This is a genomic window from Pseudoalteromonas sp. HF66, assembly GCF_011806445.1.
In the GTDB taxonomy this organism is placed as follows: domain Bacteria; phylum Pseudomonadota; class Gammaproteobacteria; order Enterobacterales; family Alteromonadaceae; genus Pseudoalteromonas; species Pseudoalteromonas apostichopi.
The window spans coordinates 50,878-71,714 of sequence record NZ_JAATOU010000018.1; the positions used below are offsets into that span (position 1 = coordinate 50,878).

Consider the following 20,837-nt stretch of genomic DNA (forward strand, 5'->3'; position numbering starts at 1 on the left):
AAATGCTAAAAGGAGATTATGTGGGCATTGAAAAGGAAAGACCGATCTCAGTTCCTGAGCGAGCGGTAAATCGACCGCGACCAAGCATTTTGGTCGTTGATGATGAATATTTTAATTTTGAAATGCTCAAAGCAAGCCTTGGAGATGAGTTTTCGTTAAGCTATGCAAACTCAGGCACATCGTGTTTAACGTCAGCCATAGCTGAGCCGCCAGATGCTATACTGTTAGATGTTTGTATGCCGGGCTTAGATGGTTATGATACTTGCCGATTACTAAAAAACACCCCAGAAACAGAGCAAATCCCTGTTGTCATGGTGTCTGGCCTTGAAACCGAGCTTGAACAAAAAGCGGGGTTTGATGCTGGGTGCGACGCCTATGTAGTGAAGCCTTTTTCTGTTAAAACATTAATAGAGAAAATAAAAACACTGGTATAGGAGGCCATATGTTTCATGAGGAGAAACGCGACTTTCGCCGCATGCAAATTCATACCCCTGCAAAACTTATCCCGTTAGATGTTGCTAATGGCGCAGAAATTGAGGCGATATGCACTGACTTAAGTGCAACAGGGCTTGCAATTCATCTTGATGAAGCTTTAGAAATAGGCCGTCTTTATCGCGTGTTAATTGCTTCGACTAGCACCGCTATTACCTCATTTGATGCTACAGCACGGGTGATACGAGCAACCAAGGAGCAAGATGGCTCCTTGAGTGCCGGTTTAGAAATTGTAAATTTTAACTAATCTCTTTGCTTAGTATACTTTACAGATTAGGCCTTTAAGATAAAAACCTTCAGGGTAGCTGCCAGCAATCGGGTGGTCGGCAGCTTGATTTAGTCGCTCCATGATCAATAAGTCTTTACCTGCATCAAGGGCAGCATCCGCAACCACTTTCTGAAATAAATTTTGTTCCATTAACCCAGAACATGAAAATGTCAGTAAGGTTCCCCCAGGCTTTAAGATTTGCATCGCAATCATATTGATATCTTTATAACCACGGCATGCTCCGGTCAATTGTGCTTTATTATCAGCAAATTTAGGTGGATCCATTACAATAGTATCAAATTGCACACCTTCATCACGGTATTGGCGTAACAGCTTAAAGACATCTTGCTTGACGAAATCAACTTTAGATAAATCAAGGTTATTATGCTCAACATTACGCTTAGCAGTATCAAGCGCTGGTTGTGATACATCGACGTTAGTGACGTGTTTACAACCGCCACGCAAAGCATAGAGTGAGAATGTACCTGTGTAGCTAAAGCAGTTTAATACTGTTTTGTCTTTCACAAAGCGTTCAAGCGCAGCGCGGCTGTCACGCTGGTCTAAATAAAAACCTGTTTTATGGCCCTCAATAATGTCTACTTCAAGCTTTAAGCCATTTTCTTCGATTAGTACTGGTCCAGTTGGCTCTTTACCCCAAAGTATACCTTTGATTGGTTCAAGGCCTTCTTTAGTACGAACATCAACGTCTGAGCGTTCGTAGACATCGCAGCCAGGAAAAATAGTCATAAGTGCAGCGACTATTTCACCTTTATGTCGCTCTGCGCCTGCACTTAGGAGTTGGCAAACCAGTACATTGTCAAATTTATCGATAGTGATGCCTGGTAAATAGTCAGATTCAGCGGCACTTAAACGAAAACCCGTTAAACCACCTTCACTGATCACCTGCTGTCGAGCATCATAAGCACGGCGTAAACGCTTTTCAAAAAATGCTTGGTCAATCACTTCGTTTTTATCAAAGCTCCATACGCGAGCACGAATTTGCGATTGCGGGCTGTAAGCAGCAATGGCTAAAAATTTACCGTCATTATCATAGATAGTGACAGTATCACCTAGTCCTGGCTTACCCTTTACTTTCTTAATGGCTTTTGAGAACACCCACGGGTGTTTTCTTTTTAATGATTTTTCTCGTCCAGCTTGCAGGTAAATAGCAGATGACATAGGGATTCTCGCGTCAAACAAAAGGGGGCATAGTTTAATGAAGCGCTGACAAACATACAATGAATGTTTTGAACAAATCCAGCAACCACGCTAAAGTAAGCATAATTTCAATTAGTTAATGGTGATAGCCTGTATATGCAGCCAGAAATAGACTTTGCAGTTTTAGAAACTCAGTGTCGAGACTTTATTTTGTCTTTACTTCATGCCGATGTCGCACACGATATTAGCCATATTGAGCGAGTAGTTAGGGTTGCTAAACAGTTATGTATTGCAGAGCAGGCCAACATGGCAGTGGTGTTACCTGCAGCTTGGTTACATGATTGTGTTGCGGTTGCAAAAAACCACCCAGATCGGGCAAAAGCATCGACCATGGCTGCAGACAAGGCGTTAAGTTTTTTAGCCTCAATTAATTATCCAGAGCAGTATTTCAGTGCCATTCATCATGCTATTGTGGCACATAGCTTTAGTGCCAATATCAAAGTCGAAAGTGTCGAAGCGCAAATAGTACAAGACGCAGATCGAATGGATGCATTAGGTGCAATCGGTGTTAGCCGCTGTATGAAGGTAGGGGGCTCAATTGGTCGCTATCTGTACCATAAAGACGATCCATTTTGCTTAAACCGCGAACCCGATGATACAAAATACACCCTCGATCATTTTTTCATTAAGCTTTTAAACATTAGCGAGAGTATGAACACGCCATCAGCGAAAGATGAAGCCAAAAGACGCACAGCTTATATGCTCGAATTTTTAGAACAGTTAAAAACAGAAATTGGCGAGTAATATGGCTATTCCATCTTTATGTGGTGTTGACCATTGCCACTTAAATGTTGATGATTTAGCTAAAGCTGTTGGCTGGTATCAACAGGTACTTGGTTTTACCGTCGTTCCTGAACTTGCTTTTTGGGATGAAGGAAAAGGTCCGTTAACCCTAGAAGATCAAGCAAAAACGATTCGTCTGGCACTGTTTGAAGCTGAGGGTAGAAGCAAGGGGATTGCTTTTGGCGCAAATGCAGCACAGTTTCTAGAATGGCTTGAACATTTAGCTCAATTTGATATTAAAACTGTTGTTGCCGACCATGGTGTTACTTACTCAATGTATTTTAAAGATTGTGCTGGTAATAGCCATGAAATTACTTCGCATGATTATGAAGCAATTAAAAAAGGCCTCAAATGAGGCCTTTAATTCGCCATTAGCTGGTATAAGTGTTTTTGATTTCTATGATGCTATCTATTTGGCCGATAAATAAATCAACTAATTGCGGATCAAAATGCTTACCTGCCTCATCTTTTAATAAGTCGAGGGCTTCTTCAATCGACCAGGCTTTTTTATAGGGGCGTTTTGAGGTTAAAGCATCAAATACATCAGCAATAGCTACAATACGTCCTTCAATACTGATTTCTTTGCCTTTAAGGCCATACGGATAACCCGTACCATCCCACTTTTCATGGTGTTCAAGGGCAAGCTTATGAGCTAATTGTAATAGCGGCGAAGGTGAGTTTTCTAAAATCTTCGCACCTATTAAAGCATGTTGTTTCATGTGCTCGTATTCGTTTTCGTTTAAGCGCCCAGGTTTCAAAAGCACGGCGTCAGGAATACCGATTTTACCAACATCATGCATTGGGGCAGCCTGTTTAAGCTGCTCGGCTTCATACTCACTCATGCCATAGGCAAGGGCGAGTACTTTACTGTAGCGGCTCATTCTTGCGATATGCTCACCGGTGTCAGTGTCTTTATATTCGGCAGCTCGACCTAAACGTTGAATCAAATCAATATGAGCTAATTGCAGTTGCTCAGCTTGCACTAGGGATAAGTGATTTTTAACCCGAGCCCTGACAATTGCGGGGCTAATTGGTTTGGTAATATAATCGACTGCACCAAGAGCAAAGCCTTCAGATTCATCTTGTTCATGTGAAAGTGCCGTAACAAAGATAACAGGAATATGCGCTGTTTTAGGATTTGCTTTTAACACTTTACAGACTTCGAAGCCGCTCATATCGGGCATCATAATATCGAGCAAAATCAACTTAGGTGGTTCATTCTCAATAAGTTGAAGAGCAAGTTCCCCAGATTTAGCAAACGATAAGCGATAATCGTTAGCAAGTACTTCACGGATCACTTTTAAATTTGCAGGTTCATCATCGACGACCAAAATCTTTGCACGTTCTGAGAGTTGTGTCATAGGTGTTCCTTAGCAGCTTGGACTGTATGCTTTAAAGTTAATAAAGCGGTACTTGCTGCATCAAAGTCAAAGTTTTCAAAATGCGCACAAATTTCAACAACCTGCTCTTTATAGGTTGTAGGTGCTTGGGATTGCACCAGGCTTAATAAATCATCGTCTATTTCTGCATGCTCAGCTTGCTCTTGCAGTGTGTCAATTTGGCTAATAAAAGCGTCCAATGACACTTCGTGTATACGTTGCTGTTGTGAACTGGGCTGCTGCTGATCTGCAAGTAATGCAATTAGAGTTTGCCATTCCTGTTCGCATTCGGCAATGAGTGAAGGGAAGCTTTCCTTTTCACGTTCTTTCTCAGCGTTTGATAACAAATATAATAATTTTGCCAGGGCTAAATTACCTGCGACTCCTTTAAGAGTATGCAAAATTAATTTTTGTTCGTTTTCACTGAGTTTTTGATCCTTCAGTCGTAGAATGCTCTGTTGATGATTGCTTAGGAATAAGCCAATTTCCATATTTAACTTCTCTTTGCTTCCCCACATCAAAACACCTTTGTCGTAGTTGATGTGTTTTCTTTCATCACGCATTTTATTACTAGTGACTTTATTTACTTCTAAACCAAGCACTTTCGCGATTTCATGGTTCAGCTGGTTAATATCAACAGGTTTATTTGCAAAACCATTCATCCCGGCTTGCTTTGTAGTAATTTTATCTTGTTGTAAAACACTCGCCGTTAAAGCGATGATAGGAGTAATTTTTAAGCATCTGACTTTTTCAATTTCACGGATTTCCTTACAGGCAGTTATTCCGTCACATTCTGGCATATGTATATCCATTAAAATCACATCAAAGTTTTGTTGCTCAAATGCAGCAATGGCTTCAAGGCCATTCTGAGCGGTAACTACTGTGTGCCCAGCTTGAGATAATAAAATATTGAGCAGCTCAATATTTTGCTCAATATCATCAACCACTAATATTTGAAGCTTTGGTAAATTCAATTGATTACAAGAAAATACATCTACTTTGTTAATATCACCCTCTTGCAAAGGAAGGGTGAAGTAAAAGCAACTTCCTTTTCCTTCTTCACTATTAGCATCAATTGAACCGCCCATTAATTCAACAAGCTGTTTACTAATAGTGGTGCCTAAACCTGTGCCACCAAAGCGGCGTGTCATAGTACCGTCAGCTTGTTCAAATGGCTGGAAAATAGCATCTAAGCGGTGCTTCGCTATGCCAATACCACTGTCTTGCACTTCAAAAAGTAATTGCTTATCTGGAGTTTGACTTACAGTAATCGTTACAGAACCTTGTTCTGTAAATTTAATGGCATTACCAATGAGATTATTCATCACTTGGCGAATTCGGGATTCATCGCCAATATAAATAGGCGCAACATTATCAGCGATGATCAAATCAAGCAGGATATCTTTTCGCTTAGCTTCGAGCCAAAAGGTCGATACGATGTTGTCGAGTAGCGCTTGTAAGTTAAAGTGCTCAGCGTGAATATCGAGTTTGCCTTTTTCTAATTTTGCAGAATCAAGGACTTCATTGAGTAAATGCAGCAGTGAGCGAGCTGATTTATTCACTGTAATAATATGCTTTTGTTGCTCTTTACTGAGTGGGCTATCCATTAATATGTCGCTAAAGCCAATTATTGCATTCATTGGTGTGCGTATTTCATGACTCATATTTGCCATAAATGATTGTTTTGCTTGTGCTGCAGCTTCAGCTTCTTGTTTTGCTTGTTTAAGTGACTCTTCATATTCGTGACGAGTAGTGATATCAATGAGTACACCATCGATCCACTTTTGGTCAGAGTCACTATTTTCGTTAATTGTTCCTTGGTCTAAAACCCACACAACTTTTCCACTTCGGTGGCGAATGCGGTATTCAACAGCATATTGGTTTTTTTCTGCTATGGCTTTTTCAATAACTTCATCAATATGCACTACATCATCATTATTAATGATTTGAGCAAATGTAACTGTGCCATTGGTAAACTCTTCAGGGCTATATCCTGTTAAGTCAGCAACACTTGGGCTTATAAATTTCATCGTCCAGTGTTCATCTAACAAGCAACGAAATACAGCGCCGGGGGTATTGTTCATTAACGTACGATATTGCTTCTCTTTTTCTTCAAGACTTTGCTGCAGTGCACGTTGCTCTGTTAGATCGGTTATGAAGCCAACAAATAGTGTTTCTGCATTAGGCTGTTTTACTTCACCAAGTCCTAGGCGAATAGGGAATAAGTGACCATCTTTATGTTTTGCATAGACATTTCGGTTAACGCCAATGACTTTTTTAACTTCATGCCTGCTACTATCAGCTAAATAATCATCGTGCTGAGCAGCAATATCGTCGTTCATTAATAGTTTTACATTTTTGCCTAGTACTTCGTCTTGGCGCCAACCAAAAATAGTTTCTGCTGATTTATTAAAGCTTAAAATAATGCCATGAATATTAATCGTGACGATGCCATCTATTGCAGTGCCTAAAATGGCATCTAGGCGCGACTCTTCTGCTGATTTTTCTGCAAGTAATAAACGAAAACGCACCATGCCATTAATAATCCCAACCAGAGCGGTTAATAATACGGTGGCAAATGAAACGCTAATGGCGATAAAAGTAAGTTGCGACGTTTGCACGTTTTCGGATAACAAAGGTGAGGTTGCGACAAAACGTGTTGCCGCCATGCCCATGTAATGCATTCCTGCGACGGCAAAGCCAAAAATAATGGCGCAAATGACACGGGTTTGTAGCATGGTTAGCTTTTTAAAATGTTCGCTAAGATGAAAGCGCGCATATAAGCCTACAAAAGATAAAGCAATTGCCACCACAATTGATGCTGCAAACCAAACTGGATCGTAGCGAAGTAGAGGGCTCATTTGCATGGCTGCCATGCCTGAATAGTGCATGGTTCCTATACCTGACCCTAGCAATACAGAGGCAATTAGCAGTTTAATTGTTTTTGGAATTTGCTTTAAATCTTTGCGTCTCAAAAATGAAAAAGCGGTGTAGCAGGCTAAAAATGCAGGTATGAATGAAAAAAATGTCAGAGTTGGGTCGTACTCAACGTTGGTGCACAAAGAAAAAGCTAACATACCGATAAAGTGCATGCTCCAAATCCCGCCTGACATAACCAAAGCACCGGTTGCACTGCCTAATTTTCGGTATGAATTAAAGTGAGTTCTGTTCGCTAAATCAATGATATGGAGTGAAAAATAAGCAGCAAAGATAGCGGTAGCAATAGAAAGTACAACTAAGCTTGGATCATAAACGCCGCTGACAATTAGGCTGGGGTCTTGATTGGTAATAAAAAATTTTGCGAGCATAATATTTTTTTGAAACGGCTTATAAAGCTAGTTTAATACAAATTATTGTTAAATTAGAGAAAAACCTATCACTTAAGTACGTAGTATTGAAAACCTTGACTATATTTAATTAAAAAGGAGTAGTCCGAGGTGAGTAGATGAGAAGAACTGAGCAGACTTTAGTTGAGCAAATGCAAATTAATGATGTCGAAATTCAGCATAGGATGAGCTTATTGGGGCTGAGTTCAAACAGTCTCTCATCTCTTTTGAACTACAAACCTATTATCGAATCAGCCATCGAAAATGTAGTGAATGAATTTTATAAAAAGCAAACCGAAGTTGATGAAATTTCTTTATTAATTGGTGATGCGGATACTTTAACGCGACTAAGAGATGCGCAACGCCAATATATTATTGATCTATTTTGTGGTCGTTACGAACATGAATATGTTAATAACCGCTTACGTATTGGCATGGTACATAAGCGTATTGGGGTTGAACCAAAACTCTATTTATCGGCAGTGTGTACTTTAAAAGAACTCATTTTTAATGTGCTTAGGGCGACAATAAGCGATCAAGCTGAATTGAATCAAACGCTAAACATCATAGATAAGCTAATTTACTTTGATACCACCTTGGTCTTTGACACTTATATTGATAGTTTGGTGGGCGAAATTGAAAATGCGAAACGTCGCACCGAAGTTTACGCAAAAGGCCTCGAAGAAAAAGTTGCGCAGCGTACTCAAGAGCTTGAGAAGCTAGCGAAGCTTGACCCACTCACCAACCTATATAATCGCCGTGTCATGCAAGAGTTATTACAACGGGATCTTGCCAGAGCAAGACGGCACAAATCACCATTAACCATTGTGTATTTTGATCTGGATGACTTTAAGTCAGTAAATGATACGCAAGGGCATTTAAAAGGCGATGAAGTGCTTAAATATATAGGCCAATATTTACTTGAAAATATACGCGAGATTGATATTCCTTGTCGCTACGGGGGAGATGAGTTTTGTGTCATTTTGCCTGATTGCGAGATAGACAGTGGTGTTAATATTTGTGAAAAACTAATAGCTGCATTCGAACAACAGTACCCTGAGCTGCATTTAAGTTTTGGCCTTATAGCAGCACCACTTGATAGCACAGTAGATGCTGAGGAGTTAATTAATCGTGCTGATAAGAAAATGTATCAAGCGAAGGAGCATATAGGCTCATATATTATGCGCTAGCGGGTCATTCGCTTTACAAAGACAACAACGAACAAAGCAAGCGAGAAGCTGCCACAGAATGCTTCTATTGCTGCAATCAACCTTGAAAAGCCAATCGGAGTAATATCCCCATAACCAAGGGTTGTAAAAGTTACCACACTGAAATAAAAACTATTTAATAATGCCGATAAATTGCTTGTAAATGAGTTTTCAACGCTTAGTTGCATCACTGAATCTTGATAACTTACCCCAAATAAGAAATAACAAAAGGCACAGCAAATAATTAGTGACAAGCTAAAGCGAATAACATTCTCGGGTTTTTCTCCATAACCGCACAGCATGTCAATAAAACTTGAAGTAATTTGCTTGGTTGAACCTCTAGGGTACTGCGCATGGCGCATCCGCAATTCTTTGTATGTAAAGTTACCGGCTAGCTCAAATAGCCCTTGATGTTCTGAGGCTTTCCTTAAGTTTCGGTATATTTCTTCTGATTGTTCAAATAAGTCTCGGGCTTCTGCGAATTGTTTATTTTTACGAGCTTTAAATGCAGCCGCTTCTTGTAATAATTGATCGCCCAGTTCGATATTATCAATACGGCTGTCATTGAGTTTAATACCCAGTAGGTTGGTATTTTTTAAATCACAGTAATGCAAACTAGCGCTATGTAAATTGGCTTTCATCAATGAGGCGTTGGAGATTTTGTTATTAAATAAGTGAGCGCCCGTTAAATTCGCGCGGTAAAAATTACAATAAGAGAGATCATAGCCTTCTTCGTCATCCTGTTTGATTAAGTTTAGTCCTGAAAGGTTCGCTCTTTTCAGTTGCAGGCCTTCTAATAATCCCCCTTTTTTTGCATAGCGCTCTAATTTTTGGGTGAGGTCTAGCCCTGATTTATCAAATTTACTATCATGCCAAAAGCAAAATCCAGAGCCCATATCTGTTTCTTGGCACTTGTTACCTGTTGGTGAGGTATAACTACAACATGGTTTATCAGGCATAAGGACGAAAACTTATTTGTTAGTCATCTTTATAGATTAGCAGCTATTTAGCAGGGTAAAATGGAATCTCTCATTTTTATTAATTGAATTGGCTTATATTTGTTAGATTACACCTTAAAGCGCAGTAAACGCAGAACAACAGTTGCAATTAAAGTTGCTGAGCAGAAACTCACTGTTTATGCGCCTTTTTATGTCTCACAAACTGAGATAGATGGTTGGCTAAAGACAAAACAGGATTGGGTCGCAGAACAAATCGCAAGACAATCCTCACAAGCTGAACGACGTCAACTTCCTCTTGTAAACGCGACTATTAATTTATTCGGTCAGAGTGTGCCGATAATTTTTGCTAAAGGCCCTAAAAGCACTTGGCAACAAGATGCACAATCTCGGCTCACTTTATCTATTTCATCACGGGTCAAATATCAAGAAGCTAACTACTTAGCTCTGCTAGAACGGTTTTTACATGAAAAGCTTGAGAGCTATATTGAAATGCGTGTTCATGACTACTGTTTGCAAATGACTGAAGCTTTACCTGCAAAGTTAAAGATTCAACATTATAAACGTCGTTGGGGCAGTTGTAATAAGCGCCGAGAGCTTGCATTTAATTTACATTTAGCAAGCGCGCCGACATGGGTGATTGATTATGTCATTATTCACGAACTTGCGCACCTCAGACATATGAATCATAGCGCTAAGTTCTGGCAGCGAGTGTGTCATTTTTATCCTGACTATAAAAAAGCAGAAAGTTGGCTAAAAGCAAATGGTAGTAGTTTGAGTTGGTAGCTTAAGTTAGCGAGAGTAAAGTTAGAAAGAGTAAAGTTAGAAAGAGTAAAGTTAGAAAGAGTAAAGTTAGAAAGAGTAAAGTTAGAAAGAGTAAAGAGTGGTGGAGGGAGCTGGATTCGAACCAGCGAAGGCTGAGCCGTCAGATTTACAGTCTGATCCCTTTGGCCGCTCGGGAACCCCTCCAATGCAACGGCGCTGATAATAGCAAACTGGTTATTTAAGTAAAGAAAAAAACTAAAGAAAATTACATAAATGCCGATAACTGGTTAATCAAGAAACTATTTGGCTAAAGACTATGCAAATTGATGGTTTGTTGCTCACAGAGAGTCAACTCGATAATCGTCTAAATAAAAGTGTTCAAGAGAAACGCCCTGGGGAGTTTGCTTTATTACTAGCAATGCTTTCTCATGATGTGCTCGATTTTAGTCAGTTTCACCTACCAAAAACTGAATTAACCAACCCTGATGTGTCTGAATCTGTTCTGCGAACTGAATTAGGAGCAGGGCCAGCACAACCATTGGCACCTGAGCAGTTTGACATGCTGATTGGTCAAGAAAATGCTTACAGGCTATTGCAAGGTGGTTTATCAGATATCAGATTACGTCATTGCTTAAATCCTGAACCACTGAATATACGTGATGATAGGCAGCATGTGCCACTTGAAGTGATTGATAACTGTGAACCTGCAGTTAGAAAACGTTTTTACGAAAAGAATAAACCAGTTGAGCGGCCACAAATAGATGCAGCTGCCTTTTATGACAGCCTCAATGATGAAGCTATACATCAACCTCTACATTTAGCAACAGCCTAAGTATTAGCGGCTTAATCGAATTGTCATAGACTCTGAATAAACTATATTTAAGTAAAATGGCAAAAAGTACAGCTAAATTAAGATGTGCTTGTTATAATAGCTGCCTATGGCTTAATGCCATTGTCATTGAACCAAGTTACTAGGACTATAATGAAGAAAACATTCACGCTAAACCACGAGAAAATTAAATATCCTCGTATGGTTGATGCAGCCAAGCACGAAGTAAAAAAATACTTAAAACGTGAGCGTAATAAAACACTCCCAGCAGGTGCTGACTATTGGGCATTTGACTGTAAGTTTGGTGAGTCAGCGGATGAGGCCAATGTCGTTCACGTGGCAGAGATTAATAAGTGTATTAGCGATATAGAAGCTAAAGGGCTTACATCGTTTTACGTTGAGATCTTAGCGCGTCCTGCACAGCGTCAACATCAAGAGTTTGACGAAGAGTAATATCAATACTCTTATACTAAAAAAGGGCCATCAGGCCCTTTTTTAGTTTTAAATTAACGTGCAAATGGATCGGCATTAATTTTTTCTATGTACCATTTTCCTTTCTTACGTATCATTTTCACACTGCGCATATCATCAACTTTCTTACCATTAAAATAACCAGTAAAAATTAAATTGATATTGGCTTTATCGCCATATTGCTCGCGTAAACTCATATTGGTCATATCGACTTCAATTACGACTTCATCGTATTGCATATTGACAAGGTTACGAGCGAACTGCCCAGCAGTACCATAAGATTTCATAATACGCGCCATTTTTGGAGTGGAGTATTCCATGGCAAGATTCAAATCGTTTTGGTTATATAAGGCATCAAAATAGAGAGTAGCCACATTACCTGGCGTATTTTGTTCGCCTTTTGGAGCGTCTTCGGAGCCGCAACCGAAAAGGACGCTGCTACTTAACAGAATAAAAATTAAGAGTATATTTTTCATTTTTGTTGTTTTACGAGTGAACTTAATATTAAGTGTGTGACTAAATTAGCATGATGTAAAGTTAACTCGGTAAATTTATTGGTTTTATCTATTTTGGGTAATAAAAAAGGATGCATCTTTGCATCCTTTTTAGACAACTTAGTCGTTCTTACTGAACAAGCTCTTTATCGCTGAACTCTTCAGCGAATAATGGACTAGATAAGTAACGCTCAGTTGCACTTGGTAAAATTACCACAATATTTTTATCTGCGTTTTCAGGCTTTTCAGCAAGGCGTTTTGCAGCAACAACTGCAGCACCAGAAGAAATACCTACTAAAATGCCTTCATTTTTCATCAGTTCATGCGCCATTGCAATTGCATCTTCATTTGATACTTGCTCAGCGGCATCAACAACTTCTAAATCAAGGTTACCAGGGATGAAACCTGCACCGATACCTTGAATTTTATGAGGACCCGGTTTTACTTCTTCACCAGCTAAGGTTTGGCTGATCACTGGTGAGTTAGTTGGTTCAACAGCAACTGACTGAACATTTAAACCTTTTTCAAGTTTAAGGTAGCGGCTAACACCCGTAATAGTACCACCCGTACCAACACCTGCTACGAAGATATCGATTTTACCATCCATTGCTTCATAGATTTCAGGGCCCGTGGTTTCAAAGTGAATTTTCGGGTTTGCAGGGTTTTCGAATTGTTGTAGAAGAATGTATTTCTCAGGGTCACTTGCTTGAATTTCTTTTGCTTTCTCAATTGCGCCATTCATACCTTTAGCGCCATCAGTTAGAACTAGGTTAGCACCTAACGCTTTTAACAATTTACGACGTTCTAGGCTCATAGTGTTAGGCATAGTCAGTGTTAACTTATAACCACGAGAAGCAGCAACAAACGCAAGTGCAATACCGGTATTTCCCGAAGTAGGCTCGATTAACTCTTTGTCTTTGGTTAATACGCCTGACTTTTCTGCTTCCCAGATCATTGAAGCGCCTATACGGCATTTAACACTGAAACTTGGGTTACGTGATTCTACTTTAGCAAAAACATTACCTGAGGTTACGCGGTTAAGCTTTACGATTGGAGTATTACCAATCGTTAATGAATTATCTTCAAAAATGTTAGACATAGTGTTCCCTTGGAAGCAATTTATTCAATCGTGATCGAATAGCTTAGGCTAGCGATCTGTAATAGTCACACTTTACTGTGGTGAATAAAAAACGAAAGTAAAGTTTGGCTATAACATATAGCGAATAGGCTTATATACCCAAACCATCTCAAGGTGCGAGTTTCAGTTGGAATAAAAAGCGACTTAGGCAAGGCATTGATTGCAAGTAATAGTGGTTCTATTGCTAAAATCAATAACGCAGTATAAATCGCTTTCAAACCAACCCGTTGGGCGCTTCACAGGCACTTACTCTCATCGTTGTTACTTCTTAAAAGGGACTGCCATTCTTGCAAATAACGCCTTGATATTAAGCACCTGTGAAACGCTGAATTCTGCATCTTGAGGTGGCTTGGGTATGGTTTAGGAATAAGCAAACAAAGAAAGGGGAGGGCGCACCAAAAGATGCGCTAATAAGGTATTAAAGCAACCAAGCGTAGCTAAATTTAGCAAACAACGTACGCTGCTCTTTAGTAATTGATGAAAGCTCATCATCTTGATAGCCATTATCAGAATAACCTGCAAAGAATACCGTTTGCGGGTTCAGCTTGTAAGAATACAGCAGCTGAGTGGCTAACTTTTTATATTGGCTATCTACATCATCAATGTAATTAGTCTGATTGCGCTCTAAATCGGTATAAATGACTGCAAGGCGTAAAAAGCTATTCACATTAAATTGGTAAGTTAAACGCACATCACTTAGGTTGGCGGTAAATACTTCACTGCCGTCGGCTTCAAGCTGCTCATAAGTATGGCGTAAACGCACTTCAAAATGCTTACCAAGGTTCATATTCAGCACAGGGCGTATATGGAACTTTTCACCAACACGATTATTAGCTAAGTCAACGGCATTACCTGTATACATATATAAAGAGGCAAATACCCCTGCGGTTGGTTTAAAGTCACTGTAAAAACCAACGCCATTTTCGCTAAACAAGTCAGTGTTACCATCAATATCTAAACGTGATTTATCGTGGCGAAGGCCGGTGCGGTTACGGTGCTCAACAGAGAGCTCAAAAAAGCTTTGCAACGGGCCGCTGACTGAAAAACTAGTTTGTGCTTCTTTTTCGAGAAGTTCATTATTTTCGTTGTGGGTAATATCCCAATCGGCGTAAAGGTTAGCGCGATTCCACCAATTGCCTTTATCGCCATACCAGCGGTATTCACCGCCAGTCGTAAACTTTTTAAAATCAACTTGTGAGATAAAGCCTAAGTCAGCTCTTAAATCAGCATCGCGATAATTATAGTCAGCAAAGGCACGCCAGTACTTCTCGTCGTGTTGATACTTTACGTAGTAGCCAGTACCTGATTGCTGTTCTTTACTTAAAACACGAAGTACGCCTTCGTTATAGTCGCAGTCACTATTTAATTCACAAATTACTTGCTCGGGCTGTAAGCAGTTATCACCATCACATAACTCGTCGATAAAATCTTGGCTGTATTGTGTTTGTGACTTTAATACTTGGACTAAGAAAACATCGTTCACTGTTGGCTTGTATTTACTATCAATACTGTAAACCGTGTTTTTATAATCATGACTTTGTCTGTGTGTTGCAGTTGAACCGAGCGATAACCCTGACTCAAAATCGTATCGATAACGCATAGCGCCATTTTCACTTTTCTCGTCAAGGGCAACAAGAGATGAGCCTAAATTGCCAGGGATCAACACATTGGTTTGTGTGTCATTGGCAATGAAGCCGGCAAATGTATGGCCATTTTTGCTGCCGGTGATCTTTGTTCCGTAATCTGGTTGGGCAATATTACGGGTATGAATAAGGTTGAGAGTTGAGGCAAAGTAGTCAGCGTTATCTAAAAAGAATGCGCGCTTTTCAGGGAAGAACAAACTGAAATTATTGTTCACACTCAATTGTGCGACATCCGCTTCAACCTGAGAAAAGTCAGGGTTGATGGTCGCATTTAGGGTAATATCAGGAGTGATCCCCCATTTTACATCTAGGCTGGCTTCAGTATTGTTCTCTGACTCCCAATCATCAACTCGAGCGCCATCAATATCGCGGGTCTCATTTTTGCCAAGCACCACAGATGGGATAATCGCCACGTTATTGCCTTGTTTGGCTTGTTCAAAACCTTGGTAACTTGGCATTTGGCAAATCCAACAATTGTTACCGTGGTCAATCTGCATATTAGAGATACGCAACCGTTCACTGCGCGGTAAAAAGCGTAAAAACTCCATTGCCATGGTTTTGCTTGCGACGCTGTCGTCAAAATTTAGTACGCGTAAGGGAATAGCAACTTCAACTGTGTAGCCTTTATCATGGATAACACCGACGCTATCCCAAATACCGTCCCATGATGAGCTCTCATGTTTAGTTAGTTCGTTTTCTATTGAATCTTGCTGTACGCCAAGTGGGTTAATAAAAAATTGATACGCTAATTGAGAGTTATTGTATGAATCAATTTTTAGCCCGACTAAGTCATCATCCCAAGCTGCGTCACGGTCACGGTAAAAAGCACGAATAAGTTCTGGGTTAGGGTCGTTCGCTTCAAAACCTATAAATAACGTTTCGCCATCTTCATAGACATAAGCGTAGGTAGTAACAGGGCTCTTACTGTTCTCATAAGGCCAAGTGACGTTATCTATTGTAATTTTTTTTGCACGTTGCCAACTTGCTTCATCAAGCTTACCGTCAATTGTTGGCTGTTCTGCAATAAAAGGAAGGGTGATAGGTTGGCTGATGGCCAAGCTAGTAAAAGGCACACTCAACAGAGCGGCACTCAACATTGATTTATACATAAGCACTATATGGGTATTCAAAACTGCGAGCATGTTATTAATTTGCAACTTTGTTAACAAATGCAACGCGACAGGCCGCATATATTTACGTTCAAATTAGATTCTGCCAAGCTCTGGTGGTAAATTGCGCAGTTAAACGTTAATTTGGCTGTTTTATAACAAAAGTAAACTAAAACGTGGTAAAAGATTACCACCTAAAAATTGAAGTGATCGTTATGAATTTAATTTTAAAATTAATTGCTGGTATTGTTGCCGGTATTTTAGTGGGCTTGTATGTGCCACTAACAGGTGTTGAACTCCTTTACACAGTAAAAGAAATAATAGGTCAGTTGATCACCTTTACCATTCCGTTAATTATTTTATTTTTTATCGCATCAGGTATTGCTGGCTTACCAAAAGGGTCAGGCCACTTGTTAGGAAAAACGGTTGGCTTTGCATATGGTTCAACCGTTATTGCAGGTACCTTAGCGTTTTTACTTGTCAGCGCTATGATCCCATTGTTTGATGGGGGCTTAACGTTTGAAGCTGAAGTCGCCACAGAAGTGGGTAGCTTTATTGATTTAGAAATTCCACCTCTAATGAGTGTAATGACAGCTCTTGCTGCAGCATTCATTTTTGGTATTGGAATGAGCCAGTTACAGCTTGATACTTTAAAGAAAGTGTCTGATCAGGGCCGTGATGTTATTGATGGCTTACTAGCAAAAGTAATTATTCCAGCTTTACCTTTTTACATTGCTGGTGTATTTGCTGAAATGACAGTCGCTGGTACTGTGGTTGATACACTACAAACTTTTGGTATTGTTCTGCTGGCTGCATTAATTATGCATTGGTTATGGCTAACGGTTTTATATGTATCTACAGGACTGCTACTAAAGCGAAACCCATTAGAGCTTGTAAAAAACATGCTACCCGCGTATTTTACTGCTTTAGGTACAATGTCGAGTGCAGCAACTATTCCGGTTTCACTTCGCTCAAGTAAAGCAAATAACGTAAAAGAAGATGTTGCTAACTTTACGGTACCTTTATGTGCAACAATTCATTTGTCAGGTTCAACAATTACTATTGTGACGTGTGCGATGGCTGTGATGTTCTTATCTCCTAATATGGATGTACCATCATTGTTTGGTATGTTGCCATTTATTATGATGCTAGGCGTTGTAATGATTGCAGCTCCAGGTGCACCAGGTGGTGCTGTTATGTCGGCATTGGGCCTTTTAACAAGTATGCTTGGCTTTAATGAAGGCGCTGTTGCATTAATGATTGCACTTTATTTAGCACAAGATAGTTTTGGTACTGCCTGTAATGTAACAGGTGATGGTATCATTGCTTTATGGGTTGATCGTTTCAGCGAGAAAGCATCAGCTTAAAATTAATGAGTGGAACGATATTTTGATTTATCGTTTCACTTTTTCTGTGCTAATGTGGCACATTAAATTGTGCGAAAGCAGCTATTTGGGTTATTTGAGGGTGTTCCATTGATTAATGTACTTTTAGTTGATGACCATGAACTTGTACGGACAGGGATCAGACGTATACTTGATGATGTTCGTGGTTTTAAAGTGGTGGGTGAAGCTAAAACCGGTGAAGAAGCGGTGCAATTTTGCCGTCAACATTCGCCTGATATCGTGTTGATGGACATGAATATGCCAGGTATTGGCGGTTTAGAAGCGACAAAGAAAATCTGTCGCTACTGCCCAGATGTAAAAATTATTGTACTTACTGTGCATTGTGAAGATCCATTCCCAAGTAAAGTAATGCAAATTGGTGCTCACGGTTATCTAACCAAAGGTGCCGGTTCTGATGAAATGGTTAACGCCATTCGTGCTGTAAATGCAGGGCAACGCTATATTGCACCTGAAATAGCACAGCAAATTGCCCTTGCACAGGTCAGCGGCCGTACAGATGAAAACCCATTCCAGAGTTTGTCTGAGCGAGAATTACAAATTATGCTGATGATCACCAAAGGTGAGAAAGCGCAAGATATCGCAGAGCGTTTGAATCTTAGTTCAAAAACAGTGAATAGCTATCGCTATCGCATGTTTGAAAAGCTAAATGTAGGTGGTGATGTTGAGCTTACACATTTAGCAATTCGCCACAAAATGATCGACATTGATAGCTCGCATTAATTTGCTCAATGTCTGATTTCGAACCAGCCCGTTTTCTCAAAACACTATCAAGTGAACCCGGTGTGTACCGAATGCTTGATAGTGAAGGGCAAGTCATTTATGTAGGTAAGGCCAAAAACTTAAAAAAGCGCGTAAGTAGTTATTTTCGAAGTAATGTTACTGATAGTAAAACGCGTGTACTAGTAAGCAATATTTGCAGTATTGAAGTCACCCTGACCAACACTGAAACCGAAGCCTTATTACTTGAAAACAACCTAATTAAAAAATATCAGCCTCGTTACAATATTTTGTTGCGAGATGATAAGTCATATCCGTATATTCTGTTAACTGCTCACAAACACCCACGCCTAGCTTTTCATCGTGGTAGCCGTAAAATAAAAGGCGAGTATTTTGGTCCATTCCCAAGTGCGGGGGCAGTATCTGAAAGTTTGCGTTTAATGCAAAAAATCTTCCCTGTACGTCAATGTGAAGATGCTTATTATAGAGCCAGAAGCCGTCCATGTTTACAATATCAGTTAAAACGCTGTTCAGCGCCTTGTGTAAATAAAATCTCCGATGATGAGTATCAGCAAGAAGTGGATTTTGTTCGTAAGTTTTTATTAGGCAAGTCCCATGAAGTTATTGCCGATTTAATTGCAAAGATGGAACAAGCTAGCAAAGAACTTAAATTTGAGCTTGCTGCAAAAGTACGAGACCAAATTTTGTTGCTCAGGAAAATGCAGGAGCAACAATCTATTTCAGGTAACCATGCCGAAATGGACGTAGTGGGCTTTGCTCACTTAAATGGATTAAATGCGGTTCACTTATTAATGATCCGCGACCATAAAGTGCTAGGCAGTAAAACCTATTTTCCAAAAGTGCCAAAAGACTCTGGTGAAGAAGAAATCCTAACCTCTTTTTTAGGTCAGTATTATTTAGCACCCGGTGCAACAGGGCGCATTGCCAAAGAAATTATCTTACCATTCAGTATTGAAGAAAGTGAGCCTTTAAGTGAAGCGCTTACGGCAATCTCTGAGCGTAAAGTCAGTTTAAAAGTTGCTAATCGTGGAGAGCGGGCGCAGTATTTAAAGCTCGCTAATAAAAATGCACTTAACAGCATCAGCGTAAAACAAAGTACGCAGGACTCAATCAATAAACGCTATGCACAACTAAAAGAAACATTACGTCTTGATGATATTAATCGCATGGAATGTTTTGATATCAGCCATACAATGGGTGAAAACACCATTGCAAGTTGTGTGGTGTTTGATTCACAAGGTCCAAATAATAAAGAATATCGCCGCTTTAATGTTACGGGTATAACTGGTGGCGATGATTACGCAGCGATGGAGTTTGCACTTAACAAGCGCTACAACAAAGTAGTTGATGAAGAAAAAATTCCAGATGTCATATTTATCGATGGTGGTAAAGGTCAATTATCTCGTGCTGAGCAATATTTTGAAAACTGGCCACATAATAAGATGCCATTGCTGGTGGGTGTTGCAAAAGGCACAAGTCGAAAACCAGGTTTAGAGACTTTATTAATTGATGGCGGACGTAAAACAATACCACTTGATTCAGATGCGCCAGCGCTGCATTTGATTCAGCATATTCGTGATGAGTCGCACCGTTTTGCCATTGCAGGACATCGCAATAAACGTCAAAAACAACGTACTCAATCATTATTAGAAGAAATTAACGGTGTTGGACAAAAGCGCCGACAAGCATTATTAAAATATTTAGGGGGCATGCAAGGGGTAAAAGCTGCTAATATAGACCAATTAAAACAAGTTCCTGGGATCAGCCCTGAAATGGCTGAAAAGATATTTAATCATTTGCATGACAAGGCGTAGCCTTCGTGCGAATATAGAAAAAAAGACATCTCCAAGTAGTTATGTGGAATATTCCAAACACACTCACAACCTTTAGACTTTTTCTTATCCCCATTTTTTTGGTGATATTTTATTTGCCTTTTTCATGGGCGTTTTTCGCAGCTGCGTTTGTTTTCTGGCTTGCGTCAATCACAGATATCCTTGACGGTTATTTAGCGCGTCGTTTAAATCAATCAACGCCTTTTGGTGCTTTCTTAGATCCAGTTGCTGATAAAGTAATGGTGTGTGCGGCATTAGTTGCCTTATCAAGTCATTACCAAACTTTATATATGACGATACCGGCATTAGTTATTATTAGCCGTGAAATTGTAATCTCTGCATTACGAGAATGGATGGCAGAGCAGGGTAAGCGTGATAACGTGGCTGTATCAAACATGGGTAAGTTTAAGACTGCGGCACAAATGCTAGCCATTATTGGTTTGATTTGGCAGTTTGATACATGGATGATCTACTTAAGCTATGGTCTTTTATACATTGCAACATTCTTGACGCTAAGCTCTATGTTGCAGTATTTAGTTGCCGCATGGTCTGAATTGACCAAAAATTGATCCTAAACGTATAATTACACACCATTTTAGATAAAAAATAAGCAAACAGTTCAAAACTAGCATTTTTTATATTGACGCGTTTAATAATCTCTGTAGAATGCGTCCGTGTTGAGAGGGCATAGCCCCCAAGATAAAGAAAGCGGCACTAGCTCAGTTGGTAGAGCGCAACCTTGCCAAGGTTGAGGTCACGAGTTCGAGCCTCGTGTGCCGCTC

The 20,837-nt window shown here is 39.8% G+C and carries 19 protein-coding genes and 2 tRNA genes; 13 read left to right on the forward strand and 8 right to left on the reverse strand.

Features of this window, described 5'->3' with window-relative positions; all coding sequences use genetic code 11:
- Nucleotides 1–20: 20 nt before the first annotated feature.
- A complete protein-coding gene (locus HCZ11_RS15800) occupies nt 21–434 on the forward strand; it encodes a two-component system response regulator (protein ID WP_256855174.1) in 414 nt (137 codons plus the stop codon).
- A gap of 8 nt (nt 435–442) precedes the next feature.
- A complete protein-coding gene (locus HCZ11_RS15805; RefSeq protein WP_130051816.1) occupies nt 443–739 on the forward strand; it encodes a PilZ domain-containing protein in 297 nt (98 codons plus the stop codon).
- Between the two features lie 9 nt (nt 740–748).
- Here the strand turns inward: HCZ11_RS15805 and HCZ11_RS15810 are convergent, their stop codons facing one another.
- Entirely contained in the window at nt 749–1,939 is a 1,191-nt protein-coding gene (locus HCZ11_RS15810; RefSeq protein ID WP_130051815.1) for a class I SAM-dependent methyltransferase, read from the reverse strand.
- Nucleotides 1,940–2,074: 135 nt separating this feature from the next.
- Between HCZ11_RS15810 and HCZ11_RS15815 the strand changes: the two genes are divergently transcribed.
- Together HCZ11_RS15815 and HCZ11_RS15820 are read left to right on the forward strand one after the other, a co-directional pair.
- Nucleotides 2,075–2,722: an HD domain-containing protein gene (locus tag HCZ11_RS15815; RefSeq protein WP_167658871.1), complete on the forward strand. Its 648-nt coding sequence runs from the start codon at nt 2,075–2,077 to the stop codon at nt 2,720–2,722.
- 1 nt (nt 2,723) lies between these two features.
- The gene (locus tag HCZ11_RS15820; RefSeq protein WP_130051813.1) at nt 2,724–3,116 is read left to right on the forward strand and encodes a VOC family protein; all 393 of its coding nucleotides are present in this window, start codon (nt 2,724–2,726) and stop codon (nt 3,114–3,116) included.
- A gap of 16 nt (nt 3,117–3,132) precedes the next feature.
- Here HCZ11_RS15820 and HCZ11_RS15825 read toward each other — a convergent pair whose 3' ends face one another.
- Both HCZ11_RS15825 and HCZ11_RS15830 read right to left on the reverse strand, forming a co-directional pair.
- Complete coding sequence (locus HCZ11_RS15825; protein WP_167658872.1) at nt 3,133–4,122, reverse strand: two-component system response regulator; 990 nt, start codon at nt 4,120–4,122, stop codon at nt 3,133–3,135.
- Nucleotides 4,119–7,448 carry an MHYT domain-containing protein gene (locus HCZ11_RS15830; protein ID WP_167658873.1) on the reverse strand — a complete coding sequence of 1,110 codons (3,330 nt, stop codon included), beginning with the start codon at nt 7,446–7,448 and terminating at the stop codon, nt 4,119–4,121. Before HCZ11_RS15830 ends, HCZ11_RS15825 begins: the two co-directional genes overlap by 4 nt.
- A gap of 137 nt (nt 7,449–7,585) precedes the next feature.
- Here HCZ11_RS15830 and HCZ11_RS15835 point away from each other — a divergent pair, with 137 nt between their 5' ends.
- Nucleotides 7,586–8,656 (forward strand): GGDEF domain-containing protein, encoded by a 1,071-nt coding sequence (locus tag HCZ11_RS15835; RefSeq protein ID WP_130051810.1) that lies wholly within the window; start codon nt 7,586–7,588, stop codon nt 8,654–8,656.
- Here the strand turns inward: HCZ11_RS15835 and HCZ11_RS15840 are convergent.
- Entirely contained in the window at nt 8,653–9,633 is a 981-nt protein-coding gene (locus HCZ11_RS15840; protein WP_130051809.1) for an ion channel, read from the reverse strand. The genes HCZ11_RS15835 and HCZ11_RS15840 overlap by 4 nt on opposite strands.
- A gap of 99 nt (nt 9,634–9,732) precedes the next feature.
- Here HCZ11_RS15840 and HCZ11_RS15845 point away from each other — a divergent pair, with 99 nt between their 5' ends.
- Nucleotides 9,733–10,416 carry a M48 family metallopeptidase gene (locus HCZ11_RS15845; RefSeq protein ID WP_175580483.1) on the forward strand — a complete coding sequence of 228 codons (684 nt, stop codon included), beginning with the start codon at nt 9,733–9,735 and terminating at the stop codon, nt 10,414–10,416.
- Between the two features lie 98 nt (nt 10,417–10,514).
- Here the strand turns inward: HCZ11_RS15845 and HCZ11_RS15850 are convergent.
- Nucleotides 10,515–10,599: transfer RNA gene (locus HCZ11_RS15850), tRNA-Tyr, on the reverse strand.
- A gap of 112 nt (nt 10,600–10,711) precedes the next feature.
- Here HCZ11_RS15850 and HCZ11_RS15855 point away from each other — a divergent pair.
- Together HCZ11_RS15855 and HCZ11_RS15860 are read left to right on the forward strand one after the other, a co-directional pair.
- Nucleotides 10,712–11,227 (forward strand): VC2046/SO_2500 family protein, encoded by a 516-nt coding sequence (locus HCZ11_RS15855; protein ID WP_130051807.1) that lies wholly within the window; start codon nt 10,712–10,714, stop codon nt 11,225–11,227.
- 150 nt (nt 11,228–11,377) lie between these two features.
- Nucleotides 11,378–11,677: a DUF6172 family protein gene (locus HCZ11_RS15860; protein ID WP_130051806.1), complete on the forward strand. Its 300-nt coding sequence runs from the start codon at nt 11,378–11,380 to the stop codon at nt 11,675–11,677.
- A gap of 53 nt (nt 11,678–11,730) precedes the next feature.
- Here HCZ11_RS15860 and HCZ11_RS15865 read toward each other — a convergent pair whose 3' ends face one another.
- The 3 genes from HCZ11_RS15865 to HCZ11_RS15875 all read right to left on the reverse strand — a co-directional run bounded on the left by HCZ11_RS15865 (nt 11,731) and on the right by HCZ11_RS15875 (nt 16,067).
- Complete coding sequence (locus tag HCZ11_RS15865) at nt 11,731–12,171, reverse strand: hypothetical protein (protein ID WP_130051805.1); 441 nt, start codon at nt 12,169–12,171, stop codon at nt 11,731–11,733.
- 148 nt (nt 12,172–12,319) lie between these two features.
- Complete coding sequence (cysK, locus tag HCZ11_RS15870; protein ID WP_130051804.1) at nt 12,320–13,288, reverse strand: cysteine synthase A; 969 nt, start codon at nt 13,286–13,288, stop codon at nt 12,320–12,322.
- Between the two features lie 457 nt (nt 13,289–13,745).
- On the reverse strand, nt 13,746–16,067 hold the full coding sequence (locus tag HCZ11_RS15875; protein ID WP_167658875.1) for a carbohydrate binding family 9 domain-containing protein: 2,322 nt from the start codon (nt 16,065–16,067) through the stop codon (nt 13,746–13,748).
- Between the two features lie 227 nt (nt 16,068–16,294).
- Here HCZ11_RS15875 and HCZ11_RS15880 point away from each other — a divergent pair, with 227 nt between their 5' ends.
- From HCZ11_RS15880 to HCZ11_RS15900, 5 genes are all read left to right on the forward strand, one after another.
- Nucleotides 16,295–17,446: a dicarboxylate/amino acid:cation symporter gene (locus HCZ11_RS15880; protein WP_054553767.1), complete on the forward strand. Its 1,152-nt coding sequence runs from the start codon at nt 16,295–16,297 to the stop codon at nt 17,444–17,446.
- Nucleotides 17,447–17,554: 108 nt separating this feature from the next.
- Nucleotides 17,555–18,205: a UvrY/SirA/GacA family response regulator transcription factor gene (uvrY, locus tag HCZ11_RS15885; RefSeq protein ID WP_054553647.1), complete on the forward strand. Its 651-nt coding sequence runs from the start codon at nt 17,555–17,557 to the stop codon at nt 18,203–18,205.
- 8 nt (nt 18,206–18,213) lie between these two features.
- Complete coding sequence (gene uvrC / locus HCZ11_RS15890; RefSeq protein ID WP_130051802.1) at nt 18,214–20,037, forward strand: excinuclease ABC subunit UvrC; 1,824 nt, start codon at nt 18,214–18,216, stop codon at nt 20,035–20,037.
- 41 nt (nt 20,038–20,078) lie between these two features.
- Nucleotides 20,079–20,624, forward strand: coding sequence for a CDP-diacylglycerol--glycerol-3-phosphate 3-phosphatidyltransferase (pgsA, locus tag HCZ11_RS15895; RefSeq protein ID WP_130051801.1), 546 nt, complete (start codon nt 20,079–20,081; stop codon nt 20,622–20,624).
- Between the two features lie 139 nt (nt 20,625–20,763).
- A tRNA-Gly gene (locus HCZ11_RS15900) sits at nt 20,764–20,836 on the forward strand.
- Nucleotide 20,837 lies beyond the last annotated feature (1 nt).